Below are 23,461 nucleotides of genomic sequence, written 5' to 3'. Positions count from 1 at the left end.
AGCCGTGTGCGGTGAAAGTCGCAAGCACGGTTTTGTAGGAGAGATGGTAGGGGACACCCTGCCATCGACTCTCTAACTAATTTGGAATTATATCCGATCGACTTCCGTAGGGGCGGGTTCACCGACAATATTTGGCTAAAACCAACAATCTCATAAACCCGCCCCGTCCATACAATTCCGATACAACCGGATTTGATATAAAAAGGTAAAACACATGGGAATTAACCTACAAAAAGGACAGCGCATCTCGCTTTCCAAAGAAGCGCCAGGGCTAACAAAACTGATGTGCGGATTAGGGTGGGATGTGGCGAAACGCTCCGGTGGAGGTTTGTTTGGGGCTTTTAGCAGTGCTCCAGATTATGACTTGGATGCCTCAGTGATTTGTTTAGATCAAAATGGCAAAGTGAATAATAATGCCAACATCATTTATTTTAGCAATCTCTCCCACCGTTCAGGAGCTATTACACATCTAGGTGATAATCGCACAGGGGCGGGAGACGGGGATGACGAGCAAATACTCATCGATTTATCTCGGATGCCTTCGGAAATTGTAAAACTGGTTTTCACAGTTAACATTTACGATTGCACGGCACGTAAGCAAGACTTCGGACAAGTTCAAAATGCGTTTGTGCGTTTGGTTAATACGTCTAATAATCAAGAACTCGCAAAATACAACCTATCAGGTTCTGAATACAAAGGCATGACGGGGATGCTGATGGCAGAAATCTACAAGCATAATAATGAGTGGAAAATGGCAGCCATCGGTAACGGTGTTAAGGTTAATGGGTTACAGGAACTTGTGAAAACCTATGCTTAACAACTCGCTCAATACCTAGATGCTTTATACTTGCTGGAATCAGACACTGAATCAATGTCTCTGTACGATCGCCTAGACCTAACCAAACACAATCGCAAGCTAAAACTCCCCCTCTCTCAACGGCTAAACCTGACTAGAGCCCCCAAACTCCGCTGTCACGGCTGTCGTTCCCGTATCCAGCCTCAGTGGGAGTTTTGCCCTTCCTGTGGAAGAGTTCTAATTGATAAGGATAGCGATTTCCGCCGTTGTATTTGGGTAGATGTATCAGGAATGGATGTCGCACCCGAAAATAAAGAAGCGATATTTTCCTTACTGATGGACGCTTTCTCCAAACTCTACGGCGCATTTAGAAGCGTCAAGGTATTTTTGACATCCGATCCCCCCGATCGCAAAGAGTGGGGCGAAGATTTTACTCATGTTTATATATTCGTTGATAGCCAGCCGGTTGACTATCTCGGCGTGGCTAGCTTCAAATCGGGAATGGTTACAGATCGGGCGATTATTCGGATTGACCAAGTATTCTATGCTTCTTGCAATGCCAGCCTTAGTCTCAATCAACTATCTAACTTAATTGCAAATACCATTGCCCATGAAATAGGACATACACTCGGACTCGATCATTCTGCACTTCCGACCGATGTCATGCACAATGGACTCGTTCATAGTGTTCATAGTTTAATGCCTCCCTCATTTCACGCAGAGCAAATAAACTCAATGAACAATGCTATTCGCAGATATAAAGCCTTGAATAATTGATTGGCTAGAACCAACCATAAAATAGCTGAATTTAGAGATCGAATTCCCCAGGATTAATGCCCACAGCATGGCAAGCTTCTTTGACAACCTTCTTTTCATCTTTGTCAAAATTACCATCCGCACCACCGATAATAATGCCAATTTGGATGACGGCACGACCTTGGTCTAGTTTTTTATTAAGTTTCCCTATCGCTTGGATAGCCTCAATTTTACCAAAATCGAAGTCTTGTGATAGCTTCTCACAATAAAAATCAAATTTTTGCTTCAACTCCGACGCCGGAAAAATTTGGAGTGTTTGATTGGAAATTATTAGAGCAGCCGTTTTTTGTCTTTCCTCGGTATTGATAGTGCCATCAGCAGCAGCAATCAATGCACATATTGCCATTGAGGCATCAGCAAAATCATTGTTTTTAAACTTGGAAATATTGGTTTGCAGAGAATCATTGATTTGTGATACGTTCTGCTTTAATTTCTCCCAGAAAGTCATTTTTTCTCCTGTTTGGTGAATGAGATATGAGGTTTATGACCGGAGTCACAGTAATCTAAGCTGCTCTTAACTTGCCCAGCAATTGCCAGGCCCTGTAAGACCCTTAAGTTGATGAATTACACTCCTGTAGTGTATCATGGTTCTTGAGTTTTTAGATTAATCAAGTCTATCTTCATAACTAATCGCTCTTTCACAGGTTTTTTCGTGGTCTATCTTACTTAATAATTAATCGCTCTTTCCAGAGTATCTTGTAACTGAAGTTCTAACGGTCGGTCAGAGCGAATTTTCAAACCCGGTAAATCGTGTTTGACTAACGTTTTGTCGCCGGTTTCAGCAGTTGCCAACGGCCAGAGCACCCAGCGGCTGCCAGGGGAAAGAGTGCTTAAACTTGCAGAGTTTTGAGTCAACCAAATTATCGGCAGTTTCGACCGATTATCGATCGCATCTTCCCCAGCATTAACCGCCGCTAAAGTTTCCAAAACTACCCGGTTCCCCGATACGAGTCCAGTTCCGGCAGTCCAAAGTTTGACGTTTAACAGGCGCTTGCTAGCATAGAAGTAAAGAGACGCAGCTACTGTCACGGCTCGTTCAAATTCTTCTGGCTGCCACGCCGCAGCGCTGTCGAGAGCAATAATAATTTCTTGACCCCCGGCTGCAACTTCTAACTCTCTCACCCGCAGTTCTCCGTAGCGGGCACTGGTGCGCCAGTGAATCAGGCGGGTGGGGTCTCCGTGGCGGTAAGGTCTCAGGTTGCGGGTGAGGCCTTCGGTAGCAGTTTGCGATCGACTACGATTGTAAAATTGCGGGCTGTCTTCTTGACCGATGCGATCGATCAAAGGACAAGTGCTCAACGGCAAAACTTGTGGATACACAACCGCCACCGCTTTGACTGGGCGGCTGCGTCGGCACCAAAACAACCCTAAAGGCGCCGCCGTCCTCAAGTTTACCTCTTGCCACCGATAGACGCCGCGCTGCCGGACTTCCAGATAGTATGTATGCCTGTATATACTGTTAGGCTCTATGACTTCGATCGGGCGGACAACCGGTTCTCCCAATACAAACGGCAAGATGTCTATCACTTGCAACAAAGTCTTAGGTTGGCGGGCGCGATTTTCGATTTCTAGTTCGACGGTGATTTGATCGCCCGCACTCACCGGTTCGATCGGGCGGCGACGGACTTCCAGCGAACGGAGCGATTTTCCCGGCAAAACCGCCGCTACTCCCAACAGCGCCAAACCCCCACCGCTGAGCACGTACAGCCACCCAGACATTGTATTAGTCGCTGACCCAAAAAAGAAAACCGTCATCCCCGACAGTAGCCAACCCGCGTAGGCAGGGGTAACAGCACGATTTTCGAGCCAGTCGGCGATTTTGTGACCGATGTTCATAAAAAAAGTTCGGTAAGTGGGAAACGAGCGAGACTTTAGTCCTGAGAGGAAAACGACCCGGCGATTTCAATCGCCTTGAATCCCCTTTCGGGGTTGGAGAGGTATGGTTGCCTCCCCGGTGAGGTATGGCTGCCTCAATCTCCCTTTCGGGGTAATGTTCGCTTTGCCACTGTTATAAAGGCTTGTTCGGCTTACAGCACTGTTTCAGGGACTTTAAAACTGTTTAACTGTAAACAACAGAGCGGAAAACTAGCGTCGCATTCACCGGTGTTATGACCTAAATAACGTAGTCAGCTAAGACTTAGGCGGGTCAGTACAGCTTGCTTGATCTCTCTTACAAGCTCAGTGGCTTTAGCCCGCTCGTTACTGACAGGAGTTGAAATTGTTAATTACTCGATCGCCCCATCAAGCCTAATTGTAAAATATTCTCAGCATTTAACACCGAATTAGCTGCGAGCGATAAAATTAGAAATCGGGCCTTTTTTCGCAATTAATACATTGACCGCGCCCAACAACGGATACAAGCCCCAACACTCGCTTTGTGGAGATACCCCAATTTTAGAGCTTAGTTCAAGCTCCCAGATTAATCTGTCGAGTAAATCTAAAATCTAAAATCTAAAATCTAAAATCGATTGACTGGAGACCAAAAAATGAACCCATTAAACAATCCTACACCCCTTCAACCAGAGGCTCAAGGCCGCCGACGAACACCGCCCCCGCCCCCGCCCTTGGCTGCAACTCCCGCGCCGCCTCCACCTGCGCCGAGTGCGCCCCCCGCAGCCCAGCAGCAGCGGCCTGTCGAGACACCCGTCAGTACGATCGAACAAATGGTCAGAGATGCCCATGCAGCGAGCGCTTCCGACATTCACATCCGAGTCGGCCAAGTACCTCGATTTCGGATTCGGGGCGTGATGCAAGTAGCAACTAACCACCCCAAAGTAACCCCAGAAATTTTTGAACATTACCTAGCCGAAATTCTCACCCCCGAACAGCGAAAACAGTTTGCAACTACCAAGGAATTAGACTCAGCAATTTTTTACCCTGGCTTCGTGCGGTGTCGGCTAAACTGTTTTGATTCTCTCAGCGGCGGTGCCCTAGTATTGCGGTTGATTAGTTTGGAAATACCTACTATCGATTCCTTGAGGTTGCCAGAAGTTCTCAAAAATATCATTTTGCGATCGCAGGGATTAATATTGGTTACGGGGCCTACCGGTTCGGGGAAATCGACAACCGTAGCTGCGATGATCGACCACCTCAACCAGATGGAGCAAAAGCACGTAGTTACAATTGAAGACCCGATCGAATTCATTCACCCTTCAAAAAAATGCTTGGTCAGCCAGCGGGAAGTCGGCTTGCATACCCACGAGTTTCAGCAGGCTTTGCGGGCTGTTTTGCGGGAAGATCCAGATGTAATTCTGATCGGGGAAATGCGCGATCGCGTTACCATCAATACAGCGTTGCAAGCCGCTCAAACTGGTCACTTAGTATTGGGAACTCTCCACACTCGCAGCGCCATTAACGCTATTAACCGGTTGTTGAACCTCTACCCGCCCGAGGAACAACAGGCGATGCGGATTCAAATTTGCGATTCTTTAGTGGCGGTAATTGCCCAACTTTTGCTGCCAACAGTTGACAACCGTCGAGTAGCAGTTCACGATATTTTGGTGAATACACCTGCCATGCACGATTACTTGATGAAAGGTGCTGATGATGAAGCTTTCCGATTAATGGAGCATGATACTTACGAAGGAATGCAGATTATCAACCAGGGTCTTTACAAACTCGTGCTTGAAGGCAGAGTGACGATCGAAGAAGCAGCCAAAACTTCTCCCGAAGCCAGCGATTTAGACCGTCGCTTGCGAACAGGAGGCTACGATGTTGGGGACGCTCGTGGCTTTGAAGGCAGCAAAAAAGAACGCATTGTTCGCGCCTAGTAGCAGCACCCATACAGGGGTAGGCACAGCAGGACTACCCCACCCATCAAGTAACAAGATTTTCAGCAGACGAAAATATTTGATGAGGGCTTTCATGCGTATTTTTACTTAAAATCTCCCTTTATTTAGTAACAAAAAATACATTTTCATTAAATAGTAAAATGCTATAATCAATGCCGAGTGTATTGTTAAGTTTTTTAAACCTAGACCCTACTTTACATAAACTTTAAAATTGCGTGAAAACTCGCAGGTTATTGCAAAGAAATAGTAAAGATATGTTCCGAGTATTGCCAACACTCAACCATTTAAGTATATAGTTGTAGTGACCAATTTTGGACAGAGAACATTCCGACTTTGCCGATATTTGCCGATCGCAAAAGTAAGCAGGTTAAAAAAGCGCTTAATAAAACTACAAGCAGAGCCGAGGGCGTGTCTTTCCGATCAAGTAGCTTTCCGTCGAAAAAATCCTAAAACTAAGCAGACTTTTAAAGATTCTGTCCCTCTAAAATTTGTTTAACAACGCGCTTATCAGCAACCGTATTTCTAGAATTTAAAGGAGCAAAAAAAGTGAAGAGTGCATTTAACCAAAGAGAATTGTTTGAAGGTGCCAGCAAAGCGGAAATAATTGAGCGCATCCAGCAGCTAGTTCCCCCCGGTTCCCCGGAACCCCAAGATCCAGAAATCCTCGCAGCCTTACAAACTCTCACCGCACAGCTAATCGCAGCCTATCAAGCCGACGGACAATTAGAAAGCGAACCTTTTAGCGACGTGCGCGGTCGCACTATTCACCTATACGCATCCGCAGTCAGCAGCCAAATCAACGGAAAAACCATCCTCATCACCGGTGGAGAAGGATGTGTCGGTCGTTTCTTAATCGAAAAACTCCTCGAATTAGGCGCAACTAAAATCATTTCCGCTGACAACGCCCGATGTCACAACCCCGAAGAAAATCTCCCGCTTTTTACCAGAGAAGGTGCTGTAACTTTCTATGCCGCCGACATTCGCAACTTGGAGGCGCTCAAACACATATTTGAGGTAGAAAAACCAGAAATTGTTTTTCACCTAGCAGCCCAACGCCAACCCGGACTAGCTGAAATCAAAATCCGAGAAACAGTTACAACCTGCCTGTTAGGATGTAAACACATCATCCAACTCTGCGAAGAATACGGCGTAGAACACTGCATCTTCTCTTCCACAGGCAAAACATCTCGATATTTTACAACCGAAGTTTACGCCGCCTCCAAGAAGTTTGCCGAATGGCAATTTGCCAAAGCAGCTCAAGAAGGAGATGTGACTTACGGGATGGTTCGCTTTACTCATATGTTGGAAAATAGCTTGTTCTGCGAGCAAATGTCCAAAAAAGTAGAGCAAGGTAAAACTGTGAACGTTCACGCTCCCCACCGCTACGTAACTGCTCAAAATCTTATCGAAGCCGTACATTTATTGCTGAATTCTCTGGTTGTGTCCGTTCCCGGAAAACTCAAATTTGTTGCCGTAAGTAATCTCGGTTGGCCGACAGAAACTTTGGAAGTAGCTCTTTATAAAATTCTTGAATCAGGCAAAAATCTGCCGATTTATTTTCAAGGACTTTTGCCGGGATACGAAGAACCGTTTTTCCTTGGACAGTTTGACTGGAAAAAGCCTACCGACATTCACCTCCTAATTAATGTGTTGGAAGATCCTTTTAGAAGTGTGAACGATACTGGCGACATGGTGACTGTAGAATTAGCTCCTTTTTCTTTGGGCGTGTTAGATAAACAAGTGTCGAAGCTGGAGAGCTTAATCATCGATCCAGATTTCCCCGAAGTGCAAATCAAGCACGCTCTTGTCGCAGCGGAAAAAGAAGTGATTGCTTCCTCTTTTGCGTGGAGTGCCCCTGAAGACTTGTTGAAGATTTTGCAGTGGGGAATCAATCCGAAGAAATTGCAAGGTTACGGAACGGAAATCGCTGACTATAGCGAGATTATCGAACTCCTCCTGCAAGGAATCTGCGGGCGACTTAACCAAGAAGTCTTGCACAGTGCTGGAGTTACTGCAGATGAGTTTGATGACTTAGTTGAGAGTCTTTCTACGCTGGATTTGATTCAAGCAGAAGTGGGATATTTGCGATCCGTGTCGAGATATCTCAGAGAATTTGCGGCCCCCGCACAGTTCACCACCAAAAAATCTGAACCTGTTGCTATCCCCGATGCAGCGTAGCTTGAACATAGTTTTGAGTTGGGAGATTGCTTCCTGAGTGCCCACCCACAGGGGATGAGTTATATCAATTCCGGTTGCAGGAGGGAAATGATTGTTGACAGTTGACAGTTGATTGTTGACAGTTGACAGTTGACAGTTGACAGTTGACAGTTGACAGTTGACAGTTGACAGTTGACAGTTGATTGTTGACAGTTGACAGTTGACAGTTGACAGTTGACTCGATGTCGAAAAACTGAATGGTTGAGTGTTAACTTTTGACTCGATTTTATTATTCCGATGCAACCGGATTTGATGTTAAACATCGACTAAGTATTTAGTTGATTAAAAATAGAACACCCAGAAACCTGGTTTCTTTTAGAAACCGGGTTTCTCCAGTCTGGGCTTGTTTGATGTTTAATTAAATTGAGTGACTTAACCTTGTCAGAATCGACATGATATGATATTATTGGTGGCCACCCAACCGCAATCAAATTAATTTGTAGTGAGGATGCTAGTCCTAGTAGTTTTAGGAGGACTTAAGTTCTCACAACAAATGTGAGAAGGGTGATTTTTTGCGGGCATGATATGATGATACTTTAGATAGCGTGGCGCAGTGAGTTAACAAAGGTGCAATAAGATTCAATAAACTCAATGAACACAATAAATAAAATTAAATTAAGGTACGAGAATTGTGGAAATTAATCAGCTAATGTTCCTATTGATTGATGTTGTGCTATGGGCGATCGCCCTGATCCTTCTAATTCCCGTTGCAGTTCTATTTCTAGAATGCAGTGCAGCTTTTTTGTCCGGCCAGGGCGAGACAGCGGAAACTAAAGCGCCCCGCCCCAAAGTAGCAGTTTTAATTCCCGCTTATAACGAAGCTGCAGGAATTGCCGCCACCATCTCCACTATATTGCCACAGCTAACACCTCAAGACCGCCTGTTAGTGATTGCTGACAACTGCACGGATGCCACGGCAGAAATCGCCCGTAACTGCGGTGCAAGTGCGATCGAGCGCCAAGACACACAACGCAAGGGCAAAGGATACGCGCTGGATTTTGGCTTGCAGTCGATCGAATCAGACCCCCCAGAAGTAGTAATCATGGTTGACGCAGACTGCATCTGTCAGCCAGACTCTATAGAAAAATTAGCCCGGGTGGCAATGGCCGAACAAAGACCCGTACAAGCGACTTATTTAATGGAACAGCCACCCAATCCTACCCCCAAAGATTCCATTTCTGCTTTAGCCTTTCTCGTGAAAAACTTAGTCCGTCCCAGCGGATTAAAACAGTTAGGATTCCCATCCTTACTAACAGGAACAGGCATGGCTTTTCCCTGGTCGATAATTCGATCGGTTTCCCTAGCGAGCGGCAATATTGTTGAAGATATGCAGATGAGTTTGGATTTGGCGATCGCCGGACATCCAACAGTATTCTGCCCCGAAGCAAACGTCACCGGGTGTTTGCCACAGCAGCAGCAAGCAGCCACAAGTCAAAGAACCCGATGGGAACACGGTCACATACAAACATTGTTAACTCAAACTCCCCGCCTGACAGCAGCTTCAGTCGAGCAAAAACGTTTTGACTTATTGGCGATCGCCCTCGACTTATGCGTCCCTCCCCTATCGCTTTTAGTCGCTATCTGGCTAGCTGCTTTTGCCGCCTCTTTACTAGCAGTCATTTTGGGAACATCCCCAATTCCAGCCGTCTTGTTAGCAGTACAAGGATTGCTGATTTTAGTTTCCATTGTCGCCGCTTGGGCAAAATTTGGGCGTGCGAATATTTCTGGCTCAACTCTTTTATCTGTACCTTTTTACATCCTTTGGAAAATCCCTTTGTACCTGGGTTTTATCCTGAAGCGGCAAACTAAATGGGTGCGGACAGAACGCGATGTTTAATATTTAGATTGAGAATTTTTAACCGCAGATATCATATCATTTCCGGTTACACCGGAATGATGTTGACTGTTGACTGTTGACGGTTGACTGTTGACTGTTGAGAGTGAACAGTGAACTCGAATTTACTATTCCGATGCTAACGGATTTGATATCAGCCGATAAACACAGATGAACGCAGATACAATTCTATCTGCGTTCATCTGCGTTTATCGGCGGTTAAAAAACTTATATAAAAACTTAAAAAAAGTTCACTGCTTCACGGGAATTTCAATCACAAACTCAGCCCCTTCACCGGGCGCGGAAAAGCACATTAGCTTCCCGCCGTGTTTCTCTACTACAATCTGATAACTGATACTCAACCCTAAACCGGTACCTTGCCCCACAGGTTTTGTAGTAAAGAAAGGGTCAAATATTCGCGATCGTACTTCCTCCGTCATCCCCCGACCATTATCAGCAATATAAATTCTCACCTTGTTTTGGTCGCATACCTCAGTCCGAATCTCAATCTTTCGCTCAAAGATTGGAGACAAAGGATTTTCTAGTTTGGCAGTTGTCTCCGGTCGCCCAACTCCTAACTCCACTGCATCAATTGCATTGCTCAAAATATTCATAAACACCTGATTTAACCCCGAAGCATAACAATTTACCTTCGGCAGTTGACCGTACTCTTTAACTACCTCAATGCCATGTCCGACTGCATCCTTTTTCAACCTGTGCTGCAAAATTAGCAGAGTCGAATCAATCCCAGAGTGAATATCCACTGGTTTCATCTCGGCTTCATCCAGGCGTGAGAAATTCCGCAGCGACAGCACAATATTGCGAACGCGATCGACCCCAACCTGCATTGATTTTAGAATTTTGGGCAAATCTTCTTGAATAAAAGCGAGGTCAATATCTTCTGTTTTAGCAACAATCTCAGGATTAGCATTCGGATAAGACTCCTGGTAAAGCTCAATCAATCCCAGCAAATCCGAGCTATAATCGTTAGCATGGAGAACATTGCCATAAATGAAATTAATTGGATTATTGATTTCGTGAGCAACCCCCGCCACCAACTGCCCCAAAGAAGACATTTTTTCCGTTTGAATTAGTTGAGTCTGCGTCGATCGTAATTCGGACAAAGTAACTTCCAATTGTGTCGCTTTTTCTCTCAATTGCCCCTCCGACAGTCGCAAAGCATCCTCCGCTAACTTGCGATCCGTAATGTCCTGTATAGTCCCAAATAATTTAATCACCTTACTGCCATCAAAAATAGCTTGCGCCTTAACATAAATATATCTGACAGCTCCATCAGGGCGCAAAATTTTCATCTCATACTCGCAAGGATTTCCTAACCGACTAATCTGCTCTACTGCCTCTAACCACAACTGTAGGTCATCGGGATGAATTTGCTTCCTATGTTCTAAAATAGTGGGTTCTGGTAGTTTAGGGTCAAGACCAAAAATTCGGAATACTTCCTCAGACCAAGTTAATTTATCCCCTTCCAAATCAAATTCCCAGTTGCCGAGGTGCGCCAGTTTTTGAGCTTCTTGCAGCTTAGCTTCTTTAGTCTTTAATTCCTGCGTGCGCTCTTCTACTCTCACCTCCAGCGTCCGCGAATAATCCTCCAACTGTTCCTTAGCCTCCGACAAATTAGCAACAAGTACCGCATTTTCTATAGAGATAGCAGCTTGGGAAGAAAGAATTTTTAAAACCTCCAACCTAGTTGGAGAAAACGCTTCAGTAGCTAAATTATTTTCCAGATAAAGGAGGCCTACGAGTTTGCTTTGATTCAGAATAGGAGTACAAAGCGCAGATTTCACTTGCTGCCTTTTAATATAGGGGTCATCTGTAAATAGACCTTCCCTAGCAGCCTGACTTAAAACTACATCAGAGTGCGTTTTTTCAACATAATTAATCATCGTTATTGGCAAAACCTCTGCAGGAGATACTCTAGGGTCTTGTTCAACTGCAACATCCGAAGACTCCACCGATGCCGCTGCTTTAATCCGCAATTTTCCTTTCTTGGGCATCAGGAGAAAACCTTTTTGGGCCCCAGCATTCTCGATCGCCATTTTCATTAACTTTTCTAACAACTTGTCCAACACAATTTCACTAGCTAGTGCTTGAGATGCTTTAACAACAGTTGTCAAATCCAATAAACTGCTGTGACTGCTGCTAGTGCTATAATTAGTGCTAGTAATAGTTCGATCGCCGCTGGGTCTTGCCGCCGATGCAGGGGGTAAAGACATCGGATACTCAGACTCCAAATGTTTTACCTTGGCGGTTGCTCCCCAGTAAATATAGCCGTAGTAAGCATCTATCAGATAACTCTCAGCCACTTTTTTTCGACCGTTAGCTAGATAAAATTCTGCCGCCCGTTCATTTGCTAGCGCTGCTTCGTGGATGTATTCATTCTTCGAGGATCCTGTCACCGCTCGATCGTAATACAGAGCCGCTTTTTCATATTGTCCCAATACTCGCGCTTTCTCGGCCTCTACTAAGTCATATTTGTGCTGATAATTTCCCGGAGAGTTCAAAGCCCAATGCTTCATTTTTTTCTGAAGCGAAGCAACTTTTTTCAAATGTTTTTTCTGTTCGCTTTTTGAAGCTGTGGGATACAAAGCTAAGAGCGCTAGGGAATAGTAAAAATTGTGGATGGGAACATACATCGTAGACATCGCCCCCTCAGAATAATTTGATGCTGTCACCGCATTTTCAGCAGATATAGCATAATCTTTAAATATATAATTTAGCCACGTTTTATACAAAAACACTACAAATAATACTAAATAATTTTGACCCTCCCTTAATGCTGGCAGCATAGTTTCTTCATTAAACTTTTCGCCCGTCAATAGGCAAGGATTTTTTGTTTTACCTTGCAAATTTAAGACAACTTGCGCCCCAACTTTTGCTTTATAAATCATAGATTCATTCTGATAATTAACCAACATTTGAATATATTGACTCTGCTTAGTCTCCACAGAATCCAGAGGTTCGCCACTCAAAAATATATAATTGCTGTAAAAACTCGCACAATAACAAGCATTACTGATATCTCCCGTTTCTAGTCCGCTCTGAATACCCTCAAGTAAACCGATAAGACTTTCCCTGACCTGCTCAGACCAGTGACGGATAAAACCATTAAAAGTTAGTGAAACTTGAGAGTTGTGCAAGTTGGTGTGGAATCGTTCTAAAAGTGCCAGGGCTAGTTGACCGTATCGGTATCCAGAATTCATATCACCTAATACTGCACAGTGAATCAGCCCGTAACTTCCATACCCGTGACTAGACAGCGGCGCATTCCCGTACTTAAGAGAAAGAATAACCATCTTAAAGGAGATCAGTGGGAACATATCGGGTGCTGTTACAGAAGCAGCCGGACACATATTCGTTAAAATCCGTATAGCCGCAATTTTATGAATGTCAGTCATTGGTGGCAACTCAGCTAAATCCTCAATCCGTTTGTTTCCCACAGCTAATTTTGTCCGTATTAGCCCCATAAAAATATTTAATTTAGTTGGTTTTTGAGGGAGATAGACTCCCAGCATTTTCAAAGCTTTTAGAGCTATATCTAGCGAAGCTTGGGATTGATTTTGATTAAAGTAGAAACTAACTTTTAGCTCATAAACCTTGACTTTTTCGAGCAAATTTGTGGCGCGTAATATAATAACTTCTGATAACTGGAACGCTAGCTCAAAATCGGTATTTATATAGGACGATTCCAGCGCTTCGGTATGGAGTTCCATTATTAAATCGTAGTGACTCTGCCAAGCTTGTTCTGGTAGAAGTTCTAGACCTACATTAAAATATTTGAGTGCTGCTTCATAGGCGGCAGAACTCTTAGCTTTTTTGCCTGCTATGAGATTAAAGTTAGCTAGTTCATATCGCTGTTCATCATTTGTGATAAATTCCACCCCGATATTGAGTTGGTTGACAATATCAAAGATATTTTCTGCTATTTCCGATGCCGTAGGGGCGGTGCCCCCGTGCCCGCCCTGCAATAGCAGGGAGCCGATTTTTAAGTGGGTTTGTTTTTTCTGGGAGTCAGGGATGAGAGAATAGGCGGCTTGCTGTACGCGATCGTGCAAAAACCTGTAATCAATTGAGCGTTGCATAATTGCGGGATGATTTTGATTGTTTTGTGGGATGGGCCTCCCACCCCTCCCGTGTGTTTTCACGATTTCCTCATCAAGCATCGGAATTTTGTAAGCATCGCTCATTGGCAAAATTAAACCAGCTTGAAGTGCATCCCATAAATCAGCCGCCGTTTCAGAACCGGATTTTTCTCTAACAATTGCCAAATTTTCTAAATTAAAACGGTTGCCCATACAAGCCGCTAATTTTAATACTTGCTGCGTCTCCTCCGGCAGTTGTTGAAGATTCCGAGCAACTAATTCAACGACACTGTAATCTGCAATGCCAGCGGCTTCAATTTCCGTGATGTCCCACTGCCATGCACCAACAGGGAAATCAAAAACTAACATTTGTTCTGAGTGAATAGTTGAAAGAAGTTGAGTTATAAAAAATGGATTTCCGCCAGTTTTATTAAAAATTAACTCGCTCAAAAACTTTAACTTTTCAGTTTGATTACCCAAAGTATCGCATACTAGCTCAGTGACGCTGCTCAAATCTAAACATGGGAGGATAATGTGATGCACAGCAGCACCAGTCTGTTGAATTTTATCGACAGTTTGAACTAACGGATGAGTCGAATTTACTTCGTTATCTCGATAGGCCCCTATCACTAAAAAATATCGGCTATCCTGGTCAGTAACTAATTCCTGAATCAATTTTAAGGAAGCTAAATCTGCCCACTGCAAATCATCCAGAAATAGAACTAAGGGGTGTTCTGTTTGGGCAAACACCTTCAAGAATTCTTTGAACAATCGATTAAAGCGATTTTGAGATTCTGTCGGCCCCAATTGTGGAACACCAGGCTGCGAACCAATTATTAGTTCGACAGAAGGGACAACATCAATAATAATTTGACCGTTTTGACCTAGCCTCGACAAAAGCTTTTCTTTCCAAACTGCCAACTCGTCTGAGCTTTTTGTTAATAACTGCTGCATCAATGACTCAAAGGCTTGAGTCAGTGCAGCATAAGGAATATCTCGCTTAAATTGGTCAAACTTGCCAGCTATAAAATAACCCCGCTGCCTGACAATTGGTTTGTGAATTTCACTGACAACTGAGGTTTTGCCAATGCCTGAGTAACCGCTTACCAACACCATCTCTGTTTTACCAAAGCTGACTCGCTCGAATGATGCCATCAAATCAGCGACTTCTTGTGTGCGGCCGTAGAGTTTTTGGGGAATCAAAAATTGACCGCATTTGTCAAGTGTCCCTGGAATGAAATTTTCTATTTTGCCAGTAGTTTGTAGCTGAGTTAGACAATTTTCCAGGTCTGCTTTTACTCCAAAGGCACTTTGATATCGGTCTTCCGCATTTTTAGCTAATAGTTTCATGACAAGAGATGAAATTATCTGCGGGACTTCATTGTTTAGTTGATGGGGAGGAACTGGCGTCACCGCAATGTGGCTGTGAATTAATTCTAGCGGGTCGGTTGAATTAAAGGGCAACTCTCCGGTCAGCATTTCATAAAAGGTGATGCCTAGAGAGTACAAGTCAGTTCGGTAGTCGAGGTCTCGGTTCATCCGACCAGTTTGCTCTGGGGATATATAGGCTAGAGTGCCTTCTAGCACGCTGGTATTGCTATTTTGGTGGACTTCTCTAGATAGGCGCGTTGCCATGCTAAAGTCGGTGATTTTTACTTGTTGAAAATCTGGGGTAATGATAATATTTGATGGTTTTATATCTTTATGAATAATCTGGTTTTGATGCACTTCTCCGAGAGTTTGAGCCACTTGAATAGCCAGCGGCAAAAACTTCTGAATTTTAATATTTTTACCCGCGAGATGGTGTCGGAGAGATTGACCGCCGCAATCTTCTAAGATCAGGGCGAAACTGTTTTTATATTTTTCTAAGCTATGGGGTTTGACAATCCCTTCGAGTTGGAGATTCGAGCTAATTTTGTATTCATGTCTCAAACGGGTAATTTCTTCTATTGTGGGGTACTCAGTATTGAGTGTTTTAATAATGACTGACGCTCGATCAGATTCCCTGACTGCGCGATAAATGATGGACTTCACACCAAGTTGAACAACTTCTGTGATTTTGTAACCGGGAAGTGCATTCATGGTTTTTATTCTGTGACGAAGTTTTGGGTTAACATTGCGCTTGATATCGATCGGAGCGCGGGCGGATCGTACTTAAGTATTTTTTGTAAATGGGGTAATTGGGGATACTTTAAAATATCAGTAATTACTCAGGGATTTTTTAGATAGCGTGATGCCTAAACTTTGAAAGTGCCCGGACGGACAGCCGAACATCTGGTTTGAACTCCGACTTAATCATGTACGGTCTGACACCTCACCGAATTGATTGCAATATTGTAACAAATTCTGTGATGCCGATCGCACACATGACAGACTGATCCCTATAACTTCAAGGTTTAGCTCTAGCTTTGAGCCTTGTCACCAAGAAAAAATGGGACGCCCGGGGCTGGAAAACATTGGTTTAGGCGATCGACAATACAATCTAATATGACCTGCATCATAAACAAGCATGATTCAGATCATAGATTGAGAATGATCAACTTGCTACCATGTTGCCATCATCAGGTGCATCCCCATGGAAGAAGTCCTAGCATTGATTGAAAAGAAGAAGCACGAATTTGCTAAATCTGGGCTATTTGAGTTTATGCGAGACAAAAGTATAAACCCAAGACAACGCCTAGCTTTCGCTCCCTGCATTGCTCCTTTCGTGATGAGTTTTGGTGAATTTAACAAGTATGTGTTCCGAGAAGAACCAACCAACGATCCTCTTCAGGTAATAGTTAACAATCATACTTATGAAGACGATCATCACTGGTTGTGGTTTTTGGAAGATTTGGAAACACTGGGTATTAACAAAGCGGTTAAGTTCAGTGATGCTTTAAATTTTCTCTGGAATGAAGAAGCTAAAGCTTCGCGGTGGGTATCACATCAAATTTTTCGCTCCGCTTTTGGGGCCAGTCCGATCGCTAAGTTAGCAATCCTGGAAGTGATAGAAGCAACTGGTAATGTGTTCTTGTCAACGGCAGCACCAATTGCCGAAGAACTGCGAACAATTACTCAAAAGGAGCTTCTTTATTTTGGCTGCTTTCATTTGGAGGTGGAAAACAACCACAGTAAGGATTTACCTCAGCAGAGGCGATTCAGCGAAACAATACAACTGACTATTGAAAGCCGTCAAGAGGCTTTTGAGATAGTTGAGAACTTGTTTGAAGTTTTCACAGAACTGACGGCTGAGCTTCTGGTTTATGCAAAAACGCATAGCTTTGAGCAACCTTTTGCCAAACCTCGCGAGATTTTGCAACCTTTAAAAGCTGCATAGCTTACCCGATGTAAAATTTTCAACTCTTAGAACCAGACAAAATTTATTACTTACAAGGAGACTCATAATGTCAGAAGTTAACAGCAATTCTTCAACTGCGCTCGATGAACTCGCACCGACTCTTATCCATACTTGGACTGAGAAATTGGACATCGCTCATACTTGGACTGAGAATTTGGATATTGCTCATACTTGGACTGAGAATTTAGATATTGCTCATAGTTGGACTGAGAATTTGGATATTTCCCACACTTCTCATATCCCGGAAGAGGAAAAACTAGCCGTCGGATAAAACCTGTTGCAAACAAATTTCAGCCTCGCTCATTCCGACGAGGCTGAACAGTCATACCTTTGTCTCGTCAATTCCCAAAATTAGCATCTACTATCTCTATTGGATATGAGCCATTACGACGTTGTAATTGTGGGCGGCGGTCCCGCTGGGAGCACTGCTGGCACTCTGATAAAGAAATATAATCCCAATCTGAGCGTGCTAATCGTAGAGAAAGAAAAATTCCCTCGCGATCACGTTGGGGAAAGTCAATTGCCTCAAATTAGTGATGTGCTTCAAGAAATGGGATGTTGGGACAAAGTAGAAGCAGCAGACTTCCCAATTAAAATCGGTGCTACCTATCGCTGGGGAACAGATCCGCATCCTTGGGATTTTAATTTTATCAAGCCTGAACAGTTTAAAGATGAGCGGCGTCCTGCTAAATTTGAGGGACAGAGACGGCAAACTGCTTTCCAAGTCGATCGAGCAAAATATGACGAAATTTTGCTGCGTCACGCGGAAGAAATGGGATGCTTAGTAAGAGAAGAAACACCCGTTGTTAAAGTAGATACAGAGGGCGAGCGCATTACCGCCCTGCAACTGCGGCAAGAACAAATAACAGCCCGCTACTACATCGATGCCTCCGGCCACATCGGCGTACTGCGGCGAGTGTTAGGCATTGAAACACACTGCCCGACGCGGTTGCAAAATATCGCTATCTGGGACTACTGGACAAACGCTGAATGGGCCGATGAAATTGGCGTTGGTGGCACCCGCGTACAGGTGATGAGTTTGAGTCACGGGTGGATTTGGTTTATTCCCTTGGGCGCAACTCGCACCAGTATCGGCTTTATTTGCCCTGCGGAACATTACAAGCAAATGAAACAGCGGCCAGAGGAGATATATTCCGAAGCCCTCAACAGCGAAGCCCGCATCAGCAAGTTAATCGCTAATGCTACCAGTACGGGAAAGATTGAAACTACAAAAGATTGGTCATTTTTGGCTGATAAAACAGTTGGAGAAAATTGGTTTTTGGTGGGTGAAGCTGCGGGTTTTGCTGACCCGATTTTAGCGGCGGGCATGACTTTAGCTCATACCGGCGCTCGTGAATTGGCTTACACGATTTTGGCATTAGAGCAGCAGAAACACGACAGCAACTGGCTTAAATCTCAATACGACCACAATCAGCGAAGCAGAGTTAAACAGCACATTCGGTTCGCCGATTACTGGTACGCTGCTAACGGTCAATTCACTGATTTACAAGAACATTCAAGGGAAATTGCGCGGGATTCGGGGTTGAATTTAAGCCCGGAAAAAGCTTTTCAGTGGTTGGCTCAAGGGGGATTTACTAATGATATTTTGGGTCAAGCTGTGATTGCTGGAGTTGAGTTGAGTTCAATTAAGCAGGTGATGCAGCGCTTCTCGCAGCAGGAGGCTCCTTGGCTACTTTCGGCGTACAATGTGTTTCAGTTAGACCTAGTGGAGGCTGATGTTGAGTTTGTAGCTGTTTATAATGCTGGTGAAATTAACCGGATCAAGTGTTATGTTAAGAACGGTCAGCGGTTGCCTGTTACAGGTTTCTATGGTTTGCTGATTGAAATTTTGAGCCGCACTCAGTACATTGAACAAATTTATCGGCAGTTGGTGCTGGTGTTTAGGGAGCGTTTTTCTGTGCAACACGCTCGACTAGCTCTTCATCAAGCCCTTGGTTGTTTGGAGGTGATGGTGAGTTCTGGTATTGTCAAGGCGATATTAAACCCGGAGTTGTCTAAGTTGAATATTTCCATACCTATGGAAGGTGAGTTAATTCACACTCACAGCGATGTGAATTAAGGCGCTACCAGAAAGCTTGACCCCAAACCATCTCAAATCTTAAAAAACAAAAAGTCTGAAGCGGGAAAATTCCAACTTCAGACTTTTACTAACTCCCCGGGTAGGATTTGAACCTACGACCAATCGGTTACACTTATCCCAACGTTTCCGAAGGGCGCGGACTATTTCATCATCCCTACAAATCATGTTTGTGATCTGTCGTCGGATGTCGGGCGCTATGAGATTTATTGGTTAGGCTCCTCATCTCTAGTCTCTGCACCTTTCCGGCTACTTGCGATCGTAACCGCTGCCTTTCGCCAGACTTGGCTCAAGATTGCCGCCACCCGAAGTGCTGCGGTTTCCTTGAATTCACCCGATTTTTCAGTATCCGTTACCGGATAGAGCTGCTATGTCACTAGGGCTTTTGGTTGATGCCAAAGGCTTGCATTCATTACAGCCGACCGCTCTGCCACTGAGCTACCGAGGATTAGGGGTTTTTGTTACCCACATTTACTAACAATAGCTGAACTTACTCGATTTGGCAAGGCCTTTGAGAAACTTTTTTTTTTATCAGACAGCGAGCGGGTTTCAGCAGTTAATGCAGCCCCATTCTCAACTTGGCGAGGCGCTGCTGGGATTCTGGATCGAGGGAACTGGCGAGAAAGCGACTGGAATTTTGTTTGCGGGATTTGTGCCGGCGCTCGCTGCGGCGGGCAGTGGATTCTACGTCAGCCGCTAGTTGTTCGGCGGACATCCATTCGGCACCGTAGCCGACTACGGTCAATTGCTGCGCTCGGTCTGAGGTGGCGACAATCATGCGGCCTTTACCTTTGACCGATCGCAACTCGTAGCGCAAACTAGCACAAGATTTTTCAATATAAGTATCTGCTGTCTGACCGAAGTCAGTGTAGTGCACCGATAAATTTTTAGTAATAATTTCTTTAACGCTGGGAGTATCTCGATAGTGCGCGTCAAATACCAGCCTGGCCTCAAAATCTTGAACGGCGCTGTAGTTAACTAAAACCTCAATCAACTCGCGGCGAGCTGTTTCGAGTTCGTCGCGATCGCGCTTCTCTCGGAGTCGAGGCCAAAGTCCAATTATGTTATAGCCGTCTACAAGTAAAACTGCTTGTGATACATAGAGTGACATGGTTCAAGGCTGAAGAGCTCCAGCACGTATAGGACATTATTTGCATTGTTCATCAAAGCTTTTGTTCAATAATATTACCTATTGATGTGTAATGGCTAGGTTACATCGCAATAATTAAACCCCCCAGAGCCAGCTTTACCTGAGTTTTGGGGGGTTTGATTAACCTATAAATTTTCCGGCTTATTCGGCAGATTCCAGCGATACGGGCGATGGCTTACGCCCCGCTTCGCTACGTACAACTGTCGGCAGGGATATTTTCTCAACAGCAGGAGTACAACCGAGCCACTGCACCGACAACTCGGCAAACTGCTGCGGGGGGCCGCTCACGCAAAAACGAGTCGGTAGCGCAGTACCAGGATTCCGCAGCCCCAAAAGCTCCAATTCTCTGGCAGCAGCAGCCACCACCCGTACCGCAGGATCTATCAATGTCACCCCAGCAGGCAAAAGCGAGCGAAGCACAGGAGCCAACAGCGGATAATGAGTGCAGCCGTAAATCAGCGTATCGATGCGCTGCTGAATCAAAGGAGCCAAATATTCCCGAGCCACCTCACAAGTATAAGGGTCGTGAATCCGGTTTTGCTCCACCAGCGGCACAAAAGCCGGACAGCTAACCTGCCAAACTAGGCAAGAATCGTCCATCTCCAAAATCGCATTTCGATAAGCATTGCTAGCAGCCGTAGCAGGAGTTGCGATGACCCCGATCCGCTTGCCTTGCTGCACCGCAGCCTGCGCCCCCGGCAGAATTACTCCCAGCACCGGGATATCAAATTCAGCCTGCACCATCTCCATCGCCAAAGCAGAACTGGTGTTGCAGGCCATAATGACCATTTTCACATCCTGTTCCACCAACCAGGCCATAATTTCGCGGACAAACTCCACAATTTCCGACGGCGTGCGAGTGCCGTAAGGCAGCCTCGCCGTATCTCCAAAATAAAGTATCGATTCGTTGGGCAATTGTCGGTACAACTGGGTCAAAACAGTCAAACCGCCCACGCCGCTGTCAAAAATACCGATTCTTTGTTGTCCAGAGTCTGTTGTCATTTGTTAATAGTTAGTTATCTGTTGGCAGTTGGCAGTTGGCAGTTGGCAGTTGGCAGTTGGCAGTTGGCAGTTGGCAGTTGTCATTTGTTAATCGTTTGCAGTGGCTAATAACAGATAACCAATAACATTAATCAACAGTCAACAGTCAACAGTCAACAGTCAACTGCCCACTGCCCATTATCTTTGTTGAAGATAAAGCAAAATGCCGCGAGCGATCGAAGCCGCCATTTGACTGCGGTAAGCTGGGTCAGAAAGCCTAGCAGCATCTTCAGCACCCGTAACAAAACCCACCTCCAGCAAAACAGAAGGCATAGAAGTCTTCCTCAAAACATAAAATCTCGCCTGCCGCACTCGGCGGTCACTCGCCCCCGTCCCCTCCAAAATACTGGCGTGAATCACCCTGGCCAAATCTTGGCCGTTATTGAAATAATAAGTCTCAATGCCATTGATATCCGGCCGACTCATATTAATCGCATTAGCGTGAATGCTGACAAACACACTAGCATTCACCCGTTCCGCCAAAGAAACTCGGGGATCCAGGTCGATTTCCCTGTCGTCAGTCCGAGTCATCACCGCCTGCACCCCTTGCTGTTCCAGCAGCCTCGCCACCTGAAGCGAGATATCCAAAACAATCTCCTTTTCCTGAATGCCCTGAATCCCGACTGCCCCCGGATCGCGGCCACCGTGACCAGCATCGATCACTACTACGGCGCGGCGGTTAGAAGCTTGGGGCAACTCATCGGTTCCGAAAGTCCTTCTCGGCAAAGGCTGCAAATTGGGAGTGCGAGTCAAAGGCTGCGCGCTAGCATTCGATCGCAACTGCAAAGACAGCAACTGCGGGTTCGGCCTCGTCACCCTGCCGACCTCTACCCCCGATCGCGGCTGCACCCAAACCACCACAGTCTCCGCATCTTCTTGGCTGGCACTAAACGATACAGGACTGTTGGCATCGAGCTGAGGAATTTCGCCCGTCAGGACACTAGAGGCGATCCTGATCCAGTAAGCTCTCGACCCCTGATCCCACCCGCTGGTATAGGAGACTTGGCGGTCAGTTCTCACCACCAGTTGCGTGCCGTTACTGGCTAAATCAATTGACTGAACTCTCGCTAAATTTCCTTGAGCTTGTCTCGCCGGAGGAGCTACAGTCAGGCTGCGGGGAACCGAGGGCTGTCTTACACTTCCAGGCAATAGCACAACCCCGCCCAAATTGCTCACAGACGCCCGCCACTGAGTATTAGGACTCTTCATCCGCAAAGTCACGCGGGTAACGGGCGGGTCTGTTGGCAGTTGCCGGACTTCAATCTTGTCAACCCCGTGCTGGCCGTTCGTTTGAGGCTGTTGGCTGCTTAGACCCGGCGCTAAACTCGCTCCTTCAATATCGAGGGTGGCGATGTCCCCAGCGCGACTTTGTTCAAAATTAATTTGGGGGCGACCGCCCGCAGTGCGGACTAAAAAACCGTCCGCCGTCACCTGAACGTTCTGAACTACAGTCGCCTCGCCAGACTGGGCTTGGGATGCTGAAGGTTCAACCGATAACCTTTCTCCCCCTGGCTCTGAAATCGGATTTTGAGTTTCTCCCCGCACCGGCGTTGGCAAATCCACTGTCCACTCGCTCGGAGAAATACCCCGGAATCTTACTTGCTGAGGGTCTATAGTAAACCCGTCTCTGATCTCGACCACAATTCTGGTCGTATTGTTGTCAAACTGCCCTACCCGCACCGATTCGATCGCCCCTGAGAGCGGTCTGCTGACCGAGGGACGGCCCAGACTCGTCCCCGGCAAGTCGATTACCAACCGCATCGGGTTGAAAATCAGTTGAGCCTTGGGTTGTACTCCCCCCTCTGTTGTAATGTAAAGCCGGTTCTCTGAAGCATCAAACCGCCAAGATTGCAGTCTAGCTGCTTCGGCGGCTCCGGCGAGCAAAAATACACTTAAGAAACTCGGTAGTAGCCAGTGGAATTTCACGACAGTTTTTTCCTCGTTTGCGTTACTGCCAAAAGCTGGAAGGGCGCTGCTTGCCCTCAGAGGCTTTCAGCAGTTAGCCGCCAGCAGACCGGGGGCACGGGGGCCGTCAGTTGTTGGCTAAATTGACTTTTTTATGCGTTAACAGGCTCCAAAATGCCAGATCCCGGCATTTTTGAACTTTCCCGTATACTTGGGGGCGATCGGTTATAAGCAGACTGAAAGATTGTTGGCACAAGGGAAGGTATTTATTTTTAGGAGCAAGAAACAAGGTGTTTCTTGAAGCTAGAAGGTACAAGTTAGAAGGTACAAGTTAGAAGGTAGAATTTTACCGTTTTTCCAGGGAGGGGTTTCA

The 23,461-nt window shown here is 45.5% G+C and carries 14 protein-coding genes; 8 read left to right on the top strand and 6 right to left on the bottom strand.

Annotation, left to right across the window (positions count from 1 at the left end; translation table 11 throughout):
• Positions 1 to 214: 214 nt before the first annotated feature.
• Together QUB35_RS16685 and QUB35_RS16680 are read left to right on the top strand one after the other, a co-directional pair.
• Positions 215 to 817: a TerD family protein gene (locus tag QUB35_RS16685; protein ID WP_333103445.1), complete on the top strand. Its 603-nt coding sequence runs from the start codon at positions 215 to 217 to the stop codon at positions 815 to 817.
• A gap of 54 nt (positions 818 to 871) precedes the next feature.
• A complete protein-coding gene (locus tag QUB35_RS16680; protein WP_333142916.1) occupies positions 872 to 1,573 on the top strand; it encodes a matrixin family metalloprotease in 702 nt (233 codons plus the stop codon).
• Positions 1,574 to 1,604: 31 nt separating this feature from the next.
• Here the strand turns inward: QUB35_RS16680 and QUB35_RS16675 are convergent, their stop codons facing one another.
• Positions 1,605 to 2,060, bottom strand: coding sequence for a TerB family tellurite resistance protein (locus QUB35_RS16675; RefSeq protein WP_333103443.1), 456 nt, complete (start codon positions 2,058 to 2,060; stop codon positions 1,605 to 1,607).
• Between the two features lie 218 nt (positions 2,061 to 2,278).
• Positions 2,279 to 3,448, bottom strand: coding sequence for a DUF58 domain-containing protein (locus QUB35_RS16670; protein ID WP_333142915.1), 1,170 nt, complete (start codon positions 3,446 to 3,448; stop codon positions 2,279 to 2,281).
• A 650-nt stretch (positions 3,449 to 4,098) separates the two neighbouring features.
• On the opposite strand from QUB35_RS16670, the gene QUB35_RS16665 reads away from it, so the two are divergent.
• The 3 genes from QUB35_RS16665 (at position 4,099) to QUB35_RS16655 (ending at position 9,457) form a co-directional block, all read left to right on the top strand.
• Positions 4,099 to 5,382 carry a PilT/PilU family type 4a pilus ATPase gene (locus QUB35_RS16665; protein WP_333142919.1) on the top strand — a complete coding sequence of 428 codons (1,284 nt, stop codon included), beginning with the start codon at positions 4,099 to 4,101 and terminating at the stop codon, positions 5,380 to 5,382.
• 567 nt (positions 5,383 to 5,949) lie between these two features.
• Positions 5,950 to 7,581: a polysaccharide biosynthesis protein gene (locus QUB35_RS16660; RefSeq protein WP_333142914.1), complete on the top strand. Its 1,632-nt coding sequence runs from the start codon at positions 5,950 to 5,952 to the stop codon at positions 7,579 to 7,581.
• Positions 7,582 to 8,269: 688 nt separating this feature from the next.
• Positions 8,270 to 9,457: a glycosyltransferase family 2 protein gene (locus QUB35_RS16655; RefSeq protein ID WP_333142913.1), complete on the top strand. Its 1,188-nt coding sequence runs from the start codon at positions 8,270 to 8,272 to the stop codon at positions 9,455 to 9,457.
• Between the two features lie 248 nt (positions 9,458 to 9,705).
• On the opposite strand, the gene QUB35_RS16650 is transcribed toward QUB35_RS16655, so the two are convergent.
• Entirely contained in the window at positions 9,706 to 15,636 is a 5,931-nt protein-coding gene (locus tag QUB35_RS16650) for an AAA family ATPase (RefSeq protein ID WP_333142912.1), read from the bottom strand.
• Positions 15,637 to 16,129: 493 nt separating this feature from the next.
• Here QUB35_RS16650 and QUB35_RS16645 point away from each other — a divergent pair, with 493 nt between their 5' ends.
• The 3 genes from QUB35_RS16645 (at position 16,130) to QUB35_RS16635 (ending at position 18,974) form a co-directional block, all read left to right on the top strand.
• Positions 16,130 to 16,873: a hypothetical protein gene (locus QUB35_RS16645; RefSeq protein ID WP_333103436.1), complete on the top strand. Its 744-nt coding sequence runs from the start codon at positions 16,130 to 16,132 to the stop codon at positions 16,871 to 16,873.
• 67 nt (positions 16,874 to 16,940) lie between these two features.
• Positions 16,941 to 17,165: a hypothetical protein gene (locus QUB35_RS16640; protein WP_333103435.1), complete on the top strand. Its 225-nt coding sequence runs from the start codon at positions 16,941 to 16,943 to the stop codon at positions 17,163 to 17,165.
• A gap of 105 nt (positions 17,166 to 17,270) precedes the next feature.
• On the top strand, positions 17,271 to 18,974 hold the full coding sequence (locus tag QUB35_RS16635; protein ID WP_333142911.1) for an NAD(P)/FAD-dependent oxidoreductase: 1,704 nt from the start codon (positions 17,271 to 17,273) through the stop codon (positions 18,972 to 18,974).
• 574 nt (positions 18,975 to 19,548) lie between these two features.
• Here QUB35_RS16635 and QUB35_RS16630 read toward each other — a convergent pair.
• From QUB35_RS16630 to QUB35_RS16620, 3 genes are all read right to left on the bottom strand, one after another.
• Positions 19,549 to 20,103 (bottom strand): NYN domain-containing protein, encoded by a 555-nt coding sequence (locus tag QUB35_RS16630; RefSeq protein ID WP_333142910.1) that lies wholly within the window; start codon positions 20,101 to 20,103, stop codon positions 19,549 to 19,551.
• Positions 20,104 to 20,283: 180 nt separating this feature from the next.
• Positions 20,284 to 21,144: a glutamate racemase gene (murI, locus tag QUB35_RS16625; RefSeq protein WP_333142909.1), complete on the bottom strand. Its 861-nt coding sequence runs from the start codon at positions 21,142 to 21,144 to the stop codon at positions 20,284 to 20,286.
• 177 nt (positions 21,145 to 21,321) lie between these two features.
• Positions 21,322 to 23,109: an N-acetylmuramoyl-L-alanine amidase gene (locus QUB35_RS16620; RefSeq protein WP_333142908.1), complete on the bottom strand. Its 1,788-nt coding sequence runs from the start codon at positions 23,107 to 23,109 to the stop codon at positions 21,322 to 21,324.
• Positions 23,110 to 23,461: the final 352 nt, after the last annotated feature.

It is taken from the genome of Microcoleus sp. B13-B6 (assembly GCF_036705405.1).
GTDB lineage: Bacteria > Cyanobacteriota > Cyanobacteriia > Cyanobacteriales > Microcoleaceae > Microcoleus.
This window is presented reverse-complemented; position numbering and strand designations above follow the sequence as displayed.

Excerpts from the sequence above, each read along its gene's own strand:
- QUB35_RS16650 (WP_333142912.1), bottom strand. The coding sequence starts at position 15,636 with ATGAATGCACTTCCCGGTTACAAAATCACAGAAGTTGTTCAACTTGGT.
- murI (WP_333142909.1), bottom strand. The coding sequence starts at position 21,144 with ATGACAACAGACTCTGGACAACAAAGAATCGGTATTTTTGACAGCGGC.
- QUB35_RS16645 (WP_333103436.1), top strand. The coding sequence starts at position 16,130 with ATGGAAGAAGTCCTAGCATTGATTGAAAAGAAGAAGCACGAATTTGCT.
- QUB35_RS16680 (WP_333142916.1), top strand. The coding sequence starts at position 872 with ATGTCTCTGTACGATCGCCTAGACCTAACCAAACACAATCGCAAGCTA.
- QUB35_RS16655 (WP_333142913.1), top strand. The coding sequence starts at position 8,270 with ATGTTCCTATTGATTGATGTTGTGCTATGGGCGATCGCCCTGATCCTT.
- QUB35_RS16670 (WP_333142915.1), bottom strand. The coding sequence starts at position 3,448 with ATGAACATCGGTCACAAAATCGCCGACTGGCTCGAAAATCGTGCTGTT.
- QUB35_RS16635 (WP_333142911.1), top strand. The coding sequence starts at position 17,271 with ATGAGCCATTACGACGTTGTAATTGTGGGCGGCGGTCCCGCTGGGAGC.
- QUB35_RS16640 (WP_333103435.1), top strand. The coding sequence starts at position 16,941 with ATGTCAGAAGTTAACAGCAATTCTTCAACTGCGCTCGATGAACTCGCA.
- QUB35_RS16665 (WP_333142919.1), top strand. The coding sequence starts at position 4,099 with ATGAACCCATTAAACAATCCTACACCCCTTCAACCAGAGGCTCAAGGC.
- QUB35_RS16630 (WP_333142910.1), bottom strand. The coding sequence starts at position 20,103 with ATGTCACTCTATGTATCACAAGCAGTTTTACTTGTAGACGGCTATAAC.
- QUB35_RS16675 (WP_333103443.1), bottom strand. The coding sequence starts at position 2,060 with ATGACTTTCTGGGAGAAATTAAAGCAGAACGTATCACAAATCAATGAT.
- QUB35_RS16685 (WP_333103445.1), top strand. The coding sequence starts at position 215 with ATGGGAATTAACCTACAAAAAGGACAGCGCATCTCGCTTTCCAAAGAA.